The organism is Pseudomonas sp. P1_F7 (assembly GCF_056405655.1).
Window position 1 is genome coordinate 1 of the sequence record NZ_JBFUBR010000041.1, and the last position, 7,447, is coordinate 7,447.

Here is a 7,447-nt window from a genome sequence, read left to right on the forward strand (position 1 = left end):
CCGGCGGCGATGAGGATCTTGAACTCAAAGAGCATTGGGATCGTTGCGAAGCAGCAGGCCTGCCCAGCCAATTGGTCATGGACGAAGACGGTCGCTTCCGCATGACGCGCATCCCCCTGTTTTCCGGGGCCGTCAGCTACACAATGGATGGCAAGCCTGCGGTCGCTGGCCGGTTGGACACAACCGGTGAAGCCAACATCGGCGCGCTGCTTTATTTCAACTACCCATCAACCTGGAACCACTTTCTGGGCGATCATGCGCTGAGCTTCCGAGTCCTGCCCCTTGGTCCGGGCGAGACAATGGTCACTACAAAATGGCTCGTCAAAAAGGACGCGCAGGAAGGTGTCGACTACGACATCGATCGCCTGACCAAGGTGTGGCTTGCAACCAATGACCAGGATCGCACCTTGGTTGAAGGCGCACAGGTCGGCGTCAGCTCTCCTGCTTACGAGCCGGGCCCATTGTCGGTGGCCAGTGAAATTGGCGTGTGTCAGTTTGATGATTGGTATTGCAAAACGATGCTTGATCAGCTCAACGACACGATCCCGTTAAGATCTGTCGGCTAAGTGCAAAACTGCCGGTGGTGAGAACCACGAATGATCACCACCGGTACATCCACGCAATCCGAGTACTGCTCCGCCAGTGCTCCTATCTTCTAAACAGCTCCGGAAAACTGGGTGAGAATCCAGTCGCGTAGCCGACAGCACGCGTCATCATTGATCCGGTCTTCACGAAATGTCAGATAGTGCTGACTTTCATGGAGAACCACTTCTTCTTCGATTGGACGGATCAACGTGCCGTTTTCGATCAGGTTTTCGACCAGGTGATTCCATCCCAGCGCTACGCCTTGGTGGGTTAATACCATGCTAATCACCAGGTTGTAGTCATTCGCGTTGAAAACGTGAGGGCTGTCGTGGGGGCGTTTCTCGATATCAACTTCGTGATAAGCCAGCCAAACGCCCCAGTCAACGTGCTCCGCTACTTGGGATCTGCCATAGGGGCTGAGGTTTAGCAAAACCCCGTCGCGTATGCCTTCCAGGCTGGACAGTTCAGGATGCTCCTCTTTGTAACGAGGTGTGCACACCGGGTAGATAACATCATGGCACAACGGATAACTACGGTAGCCATCCTGGATCATGGCCATCTTGGTGATGAAGATGTCCGGAGTCACACCCGGTTCCATCGACAAAAAGTTTTGGGTAGCCACCACGTTGAGATCGATGTCAGCGTTAGCCGTAAAAAACACTGGCAGCTTGGCTGCGAGCCAGAGTGCTGAGAACGCTGGAGAACAGCAAAGCGTCAGCGTGCGCTTGCCTGAGTTATTGGAGCGAATACGTTCCGCCGCCTGGGAAATGTTGACGAAAGATATCTGGGCAGCATCAAAAAATATGGATCCGGCTTCTGTCAGCTCGACCGCTCGACCCACCCTCTTGAAGAGATCTACCCCAAGGTACGCTTCAAGCTCCCGAATCTGACGGCTGATTGCCGCTTGAGTAACGCACAGTGCTTCTGCCGCACGCGTAAAGCTCTGATATTTGGCAGCTGCTACAAATGACTTCACGGCTTTCAAAGACGGCATTTTCAGCAGCGTCATGTCTGGATCTATGTGCTTAACCATAACCTAGAGTATTGAATATCCGGTTCGGGGCCCTTTGGAGGGCCGTTAGTGGCGAGATCAGCGGATGGGTTCCACCTAGAGCCTTCGCTGGAGCTTAGCTGATACAGAGGGTCTAAGACAGAGCCATCGGCAGCCGCCGTCGCAAACCATCACAGCCATCATCGCAAACCGACACAATTAAATGATCGATAACATGACGTTATTGATTGGCCAGAAGAAATGTTGTTAGACGTTGACTCTATTAGGTAATAACTTGTTCTCAAGGTCTGCTTAACTCAGCGCCGATAAAACAAAAATAATAAACATCACATAATAAAGAGGATGGTCACAATGACTAACTCCCAACCTTTCTCCCAGCTTGACTGCCCCCACAAGCACCGTCTTAACTGATCAAGATACGTATATCTAAATTCTTGATCTTACGTCGCATTTGCAGCAGGAGGGGTTATGAGTCTTGGTGACGAGATACTCTCGGTAAAAAACATTTACAAAGTCTTCGGCGCTCAGCCGAAGCTCGCGATGGAGATGCTGGCTCGCGGTGCTGACAAGAATGAAATTTTCAGCAAAACCGGTCAAGTCGTTGGCGTTTTTGATGCCAGTTTCTCCGTAAAACGTGGAGAGATTTTCGTCATCATGGGGCTTTCCGGTTCCGGCAAGTCGACGATGGTCCGATTGTTCAATCGACTGATCGAGCCAACCTCCGGAACGATCCATCTAAACGGCCAGGAAATTACAGGTCTGTCGGACGCTGATCTCCTCAGCGTTCGTCGCAAAGACATGAGCATGGTGTTTCAGTCGTTTGCCCTAATGCCCCACATGAGTGTGATCGACAACGTTGCTTTCGGCCTGGAAATCTCGGGTGTCGAGGAAAGTGAACGGCATAAACGTGCACTCGAGGCACTCAAACAGGTGGGGCTCGAGGGCCACGCCTATAGCTATCCGCACCAACTGTCCGGCGGTATGCAACAGCGGGTAGGCCTGGCCCGAGCGCTGGCCAACGATCCCGCCATCCTGCTGATGGACGAAGCCTTCTCGGCACTTGACCCGCTGATTCGCCACGAAATGCAGGGCGAACTGATCCGCCTGCAGGCAGAACAACATCGGACCATCATCTTCATCTCCCATGACATTGACGAAGCGATTCGCATCGGCCATCGCATTGCGATCATGGAGGGCGGCCGGGTAGTACAGATCGGTACACCACAAGAGCTGCTGTGCAACCCCGCGAACGATTACGTCAGGGCTTTCTTCAAAGGTTTTGATGCCTCGAAGATCCTTAAGGCTGGTGATGTTGCCAAAATCTGCGCAGAGCATCCGTACGCCATGGATCAAGCCACTCCTACGCTGCGCGACGATGTACTCCTGCAGGACGTCTTTCACATCGTTGCTGATGCCGTTAATCCAGTTGCTGTGCTGGATCGCCAAGGTGTGTTCAAAGGCACGATCTCCAAGAGCCTACTGCTCCAGACAATGAGCCGTCACTAATAGGCTCTACTCGCTGGCTTGCCAGGCTCGGACATTCAGGTGATTAGCATGAACGAATTCAGTTTTCTAGACCCGTTTCAATCCATCAACGTCCCTTTGGGCCAATGGGTAGAAGTTGCCCTGAATTATATGGTCCATAATTTCCGCGAGATATTTCGCTCGATAAGATGGCCTATCGACCAGGTACTTAACGGTATTCAGTACGGATTGCTGGCTATTCCTCCGTCAATATTCATTATTATTGCGACGCTCTTTGGCTGGCAGGTAGGTGGGAGAAAAATAGGTATCCTTTGCTTCGTTACGCTCACTCTATTAGGCGTGATCGGCGTGTGGAATGACGCCATGATTACCCTCGCCCTGGTGCTCACTTCACTGTTTTTCTGCGCAGTTATTGGCATACCGCTGGGTGTCCTGTGTGCCCGTAGTGACCGACTGGAGATGCTTCTGCGTCCGGTACTCGACGCCATGCAAACACTGCCTGCATTTGTTTATCTGGTCCCCGTCGTGATGCTGTTTGGTATCGGCAACGTACCGGGTGTACTGGTCACGATCATCTTTTCGGTAGCACCACTGGTCAGGCTCACCAATCTGGGAATTCGCCAGGTACCGGAAGACAAGGTTGAAGCGGCCCGGGCTTTTGGATGCACCCCACGCCAGATGCTGAGGCGGGTTCAACTTCCTTTAGCGGCACCGACAATCATGGCGGGTCTGAATCAGGCATTAATGTTGTCGCTTTCCATGGTGGTGATCGCGTCAATGATTTCGGTTGGCGGCTTGGGGATGATGGTACTTCGCGGGATTGGTCGCCTTGATATGGGCTTGGCAACCGTCGGTGGATTGGGGCTGGTGTTGCTGGCGATTTTCCTTGACCGGCTGACTCAGGCAATGGGCGAACGCAGTAACAGGGCAACCCAAGGGGAGCATTGGTATCAGACCGGCCCGGCGGGTGTCATTTATCGCCTGAAGAGAAAAAACACTGTTACAAAAATAGAAGTTAGTCCCAAAGAAAGTTAACTCGCCTAGCGGCGCGTCGGGAATCAAAAAAACTGCCAACATCTTAACCAAGCCAAGGTAAACGATAATGAACTTCACAACAGTCGGCATAAAACAGAAATTCATTCATTCTGTGGCACTTTTAGTACTAGCGGTTTCACCTGTTTTCGCATCGGCCGCCACGGCACAGCTGCCCGGAAAAGGGGTATCAATCACTCCCATTTTCCCGTCAATCGCCGAAGAGCGATTCCGCGGAGAGATTGCAATGGCGGGTCTCAAGGAATTGGGCTACGACGTTGAGACACCCAAGGAAACCGAGTACTCCACCATGATGGTAGCGATTTCCAATGGTGACGCTGATTTCTCAGTACATCTGTGGGAAGAGCTGCACAAATCTTTCTACCAGAAGGCCGGCGGCGATGAGACGATGGTGAAAACCGGCGACATTATGCCGGGTGTGTTGCAGGGCTACATGATCGATAAGAAAACGGCTGATGAGTATCACATCACCAATATCGAAGATTTGAAAAAGCCAGAAATTGCCAAGCTGTTCGACAGTAATGGCGACGGTAAAGCCGACCTGACAGGTTGCAACCCCGGTTGGGGCTGTGAGCTGATCATTGCCCACCATATGAAAGCCTATGGCCTGGAAAAAAGCGTCACAAATAACCAGGGCTCCTACTTTGCATTGATGGCTGACACCATCGCTCGTTATAAACAAGGCAAGCCGATTCTCTATTACACCTGGGTGCCTCAGTGGATCTCCGGTGTTCTGGTCGAAGGCAAAGATGTTGTCTGGTTAACCGTGCCGCGTACTGATCTTCCAGGTGGCAAAAACGATGTCAACACTACCTTTAATGGTAAAAACCTTGGTTTCGCCGTAGACAGTGTCAAAGCGGTAATCAACAAAGAGTTCGCCGAGAAAAATCCGGCTGCCGTGAAGTTCCTGTCTGAAATGCAGATCACTACCGACGATGAAAGCGCGCAAAATCTGAAAATGCACAACGGTGAAAAAAGTGCAGCTGACATAACTCGTCACGCCAAAGAATGGATCGCAGCCCATCGCGCGAAGTACGACAGCTGGCTGGCTGATGCACGAGCCGCGGCTAATACCGCCACCGTAAAAAACTAGTCCCTTCATTTAAATCTGCATAAAAGGTTGCCCTTCCCCGGCAACCTTTTATCCGTTTGGGCGTTCATCATTCAGGAATCATGAAATGCAGTTGTATTCATTCGTCCAGAATTTCAGTTACAAGGACGCGCCCCTGCATACACGCGAGCTGGTTAAAACTTGCCTGCTCGACATCATTGGTGTGGCCGCCGGTGCCCGCAACAATCAAACCAGCGTGATGCTCAAAACTTACGCTGACACCCACTACTCTGCCAACAAGCTGTCCAGCCGCCTCTGGTTCGACGGCAGAGCCGTACATCCATTGGGCGCCGCGTATGCAGGCGGCTTCTGCGTTGATAGCCTGGATGCACATGAAGGTCACTTCACCTCCAAGGGGCATGCGGGTGCAACCGTAGTCCCGGCCATTGTTGCATTGGTAGACGCGTATCGCAGTCAGGGCAAAGACATCAGCGGCGAGGAATTCCTCAGCGCACTGTGCATCGGTTACGAGACCGCCTTGCGGGCGGGCCAGGCATTGATGGCCACGGCCCCTGAATATCATGCCTCAGGCGCCTTTTCCGGGATCGGGGTCGTTTGCGCTGGCGCCCGCTTGCTGAAGCTTGATGAAACGACGTTCCGTCATGCACTGGGTATCGCGGAATACTTTGGCCCCAGGTGTCCGATGATGCGCCTGGTGAGTTTTCCGACGATGTTGCGTGACGCTCACGGTGCCGGGGCGTATGCCGGACTGAACGCACTACTGATGGCACAGCTCGGTGTCACCGGCGCTCCAGCCGCCACCGTTGAACCTTTGGAGATTTCCACTTTCTGGCGGGACATCGGAGCCCGCTGGGAGATCGACGAACAATATTTCAAACCGTGGCCGGTATGTCGCTGGGCGCAACCGGCACTCACGGCCATGACCGATTTGATGCGAGCACATCCGGTCATCACTGCTGAGTTGATCGAGGCCATAGAGGTCGAAACATTCCATGAGTCTGTGTGCTTGCAGGGGCATTTTCCGAAGAATGCGGACGAGGCCCAATATGCGCTGGCGTTCCCGCTGGCAGCCTTGATCGTTCGCGGGAAGCTGGGGCCAAAAGAGGTCACCGGCGATTCTATTCATGCGCCAGACATCTTGAGTATCAGCGAGAAAATAACCCTTCATGAGGCGCCTGACCTGTCTGCCAGGTTCCCAGAGGAAATCCTCTCCCGCGTCACGGTTACCCTGAAAGACGGCACGCGTCTTACGAGCCCAACCGCGACGGCCAAGGGCGACCCCGGCAACCCTATGTCGAGTGACGAACTCACTGCCAAGTACCATTTACTGGCTGATGACAGCTTGGGAACCACACTCAGCAATGCCATCAAGAACAGTGTTGAAGCATTGCCCGGTAGTGAAGACTGCCAATCATTCTTTGATTTGTTGCTGTCCGCTCCAAAAGCCGCTGCCTAGATTCCGCATCGGCTTCTTAGCTATTCGTTCAGGTGTCAAAGAGGATTTATGCCATTCGTATTCGAGAGCGTGCTCAAAGACAAGAACATGGGGTACTCCTATACGGCGGAGAAACCAATAAAGCCGCAGGCGGTGACTCGTGTAGCTTTCGTGCTTTTGAACAATTTCTCGATGATGTCATTTACCGGTGCTATCGATGCGCTGGTGACCGCCAACCTGATTAGCGAAACACCGGCGTTTGAGGTGTTGACTGTCGGCATCAAGAGCCGTTTGGTAATGAGCGATCTTGGAATTGCGATTTCAGCAGACCTGGAGCTATCACAACTACCGGGTCGTATCGACGTTCTCATCGTCGCCGGTGGTTTGCGAGTGAAGCTGGTCAGCGACCCGCTATTACGGCGCAAGCTACGTAACGTCGCCTCTCTTGGCGCGACCATGGGCGGTTTGTGGAACGGTGCATTTTTCCTGGCGGAAGCTCAGCTGATGGACGGTGTCGAGTGCGCCTTCCATCCAGATGGGCGAGCGATGATGGAGGATGTTTTCCCCAAAGTCCTGGTCTCTTGTCGAACTCACGTAATAGACAGAAACCGTATCACGTGCGCTGGCGCCAGCAGCTCGTTACGCATGATGCTGGAGCTCATCACCGCTAAACAAGGTGTGTCGCTGACCCATGCTGTCGAGGAAATACTCAGTTGTGATCAAACCACTGAAGTCTCTGGGATATCGACTGTCATAGTTGACTCTGACCCCACCTTGCCACAAACCCTGAAGCTCGCTTTAGAAC

General features: G+C 52.9%; 7 protein-coding genes. 6 read left to right on the forward strand and 1 reads right to left on the reverse strand.

The genetic code is table 11. From position 1 onward, the window contains the following. A partial coding sequence (locus AC1D1M_RS31140) for an SRPBCC family protein (protein ID WP_477778660.1) occupies positions 1–566 on the forward strand: 566 nt, incomplete at its 5' end. 89 nt (positions 567–655) lie between these two features. Here the strand turns inward: AC1D1M_RS31140 and AC1D1M_RS31145 are convergent. Next, complete coding sequence (locus AC1D1M_RS31145) at positions 656–1,618, reverse strand: LysR family transcriptional regulator (protein WP_477762073.1); 963 nt, start codon at positions 1,616–1,618, stop codon at positions 656–658. 447 nt (positions 1,619–2,065) lie between these two features. Here AC1D1M_RS31145 and AC1D1M_RS31150 point away from each other — a divergent pair, with 447 nt between their 5' ends. From AC1D1M_RS31150 to AC1D1M_RS31170, 5 genes are all read left to right on the forward strand, one after another. Continuing rightward, positions 2,066–3,103, forward strand: a complete 1,038-nt coding sequence (locus AC1D1M_RS31150) for a quaternary amine ABC transporter ATP-binding protein (RefSeq protein WP_477762074.1) — start codon at positions 2,066–2,068, stop codon at positions 3,101–3,103. A 48-nt stretch (positions 3,104–3,151) separates the two neighbouring features. Continuing rightward, complete coding sequence (gene proW, locus AC1D1M_RS31155) at positions 3,152–4,117, forward strand: glycine betaine/L-proline ABC transporter permease ProW (RefSeq protein WP_477762075.1); 966 nt, start codon at positions 3,152–3,154, stop codon at positions 4,115–4,117. A gap of 67 nt (positions 4,118–4,184) precedes the next feature. Beyond that, entirely contained in the window at positions 4,185–5,228 is a 1,044-nt protein-coding gene (gene proX / locus AC1D1M_RS31160; protein WP_458512341.1) for a glycine betaine/L-proline ABC transporter substrate-binding protein ProX, read from the forward strand. An 85-nt stretch (positions 5,229–5,313) separates the two neighbouring features. Then, positions 5,314–6,663: an MmgE/PrpD family protein gene (locus tag AC1D1M_RS31165; RefSeq protein ID WP_477762076.1), complete on the forward strand. Its 1,350-nt coding sequence runs from the start codon at positions 5,314–5,316 to the stop codon at positions 6,661–6,663. A gap of 48 nt (positions 6,664–6,711) precedes the next feature. Continuing rightward, positions 6,712–7,447 (forward strand): AraC family transcriptional regulator (locus tag AC1D1M_RS31170; RefSeq protein ID WP_477778661.1); only part of this gene is annotated, 736 nt, incomplete at its 3' end.

Coding starts and splice junctions, on each gene's coding strand:
- AC1D1M_RS31145 (WP_477762073.1), bottom strand. CDS start 1,618: ATGGTTAAGCACATAGATCCAGACATGACGCTGCTGAAAATGCCGTCT.
- AC1D1M_RS31150 (WP_477762074.1), top strand. CDS start 2,066: ATGAGTCTTGGTGACGAGATACTCTCGGTAAAAAACATTTACAAAGTC.
- proW (WP_477762075.1), top strand. CDS start 3,152: ATGAACGAATTCAGTTTTCTAGACCCGTTTCAATCCATCAACGTCCCT.
- proX (WP_458512341.1), top strand. CDS start 4,185: ATGAACTTCACAACAGTCGGCATAAAACAGAAATTCATTCATTCTGTG.
- AC1D1M_RS31165 (WP_477762076.1), top strand. CDS start 5,314: ATGCAGTTGTATTCATTCGTCCAGAATTTCAGTTACAAGGACGCGCCC.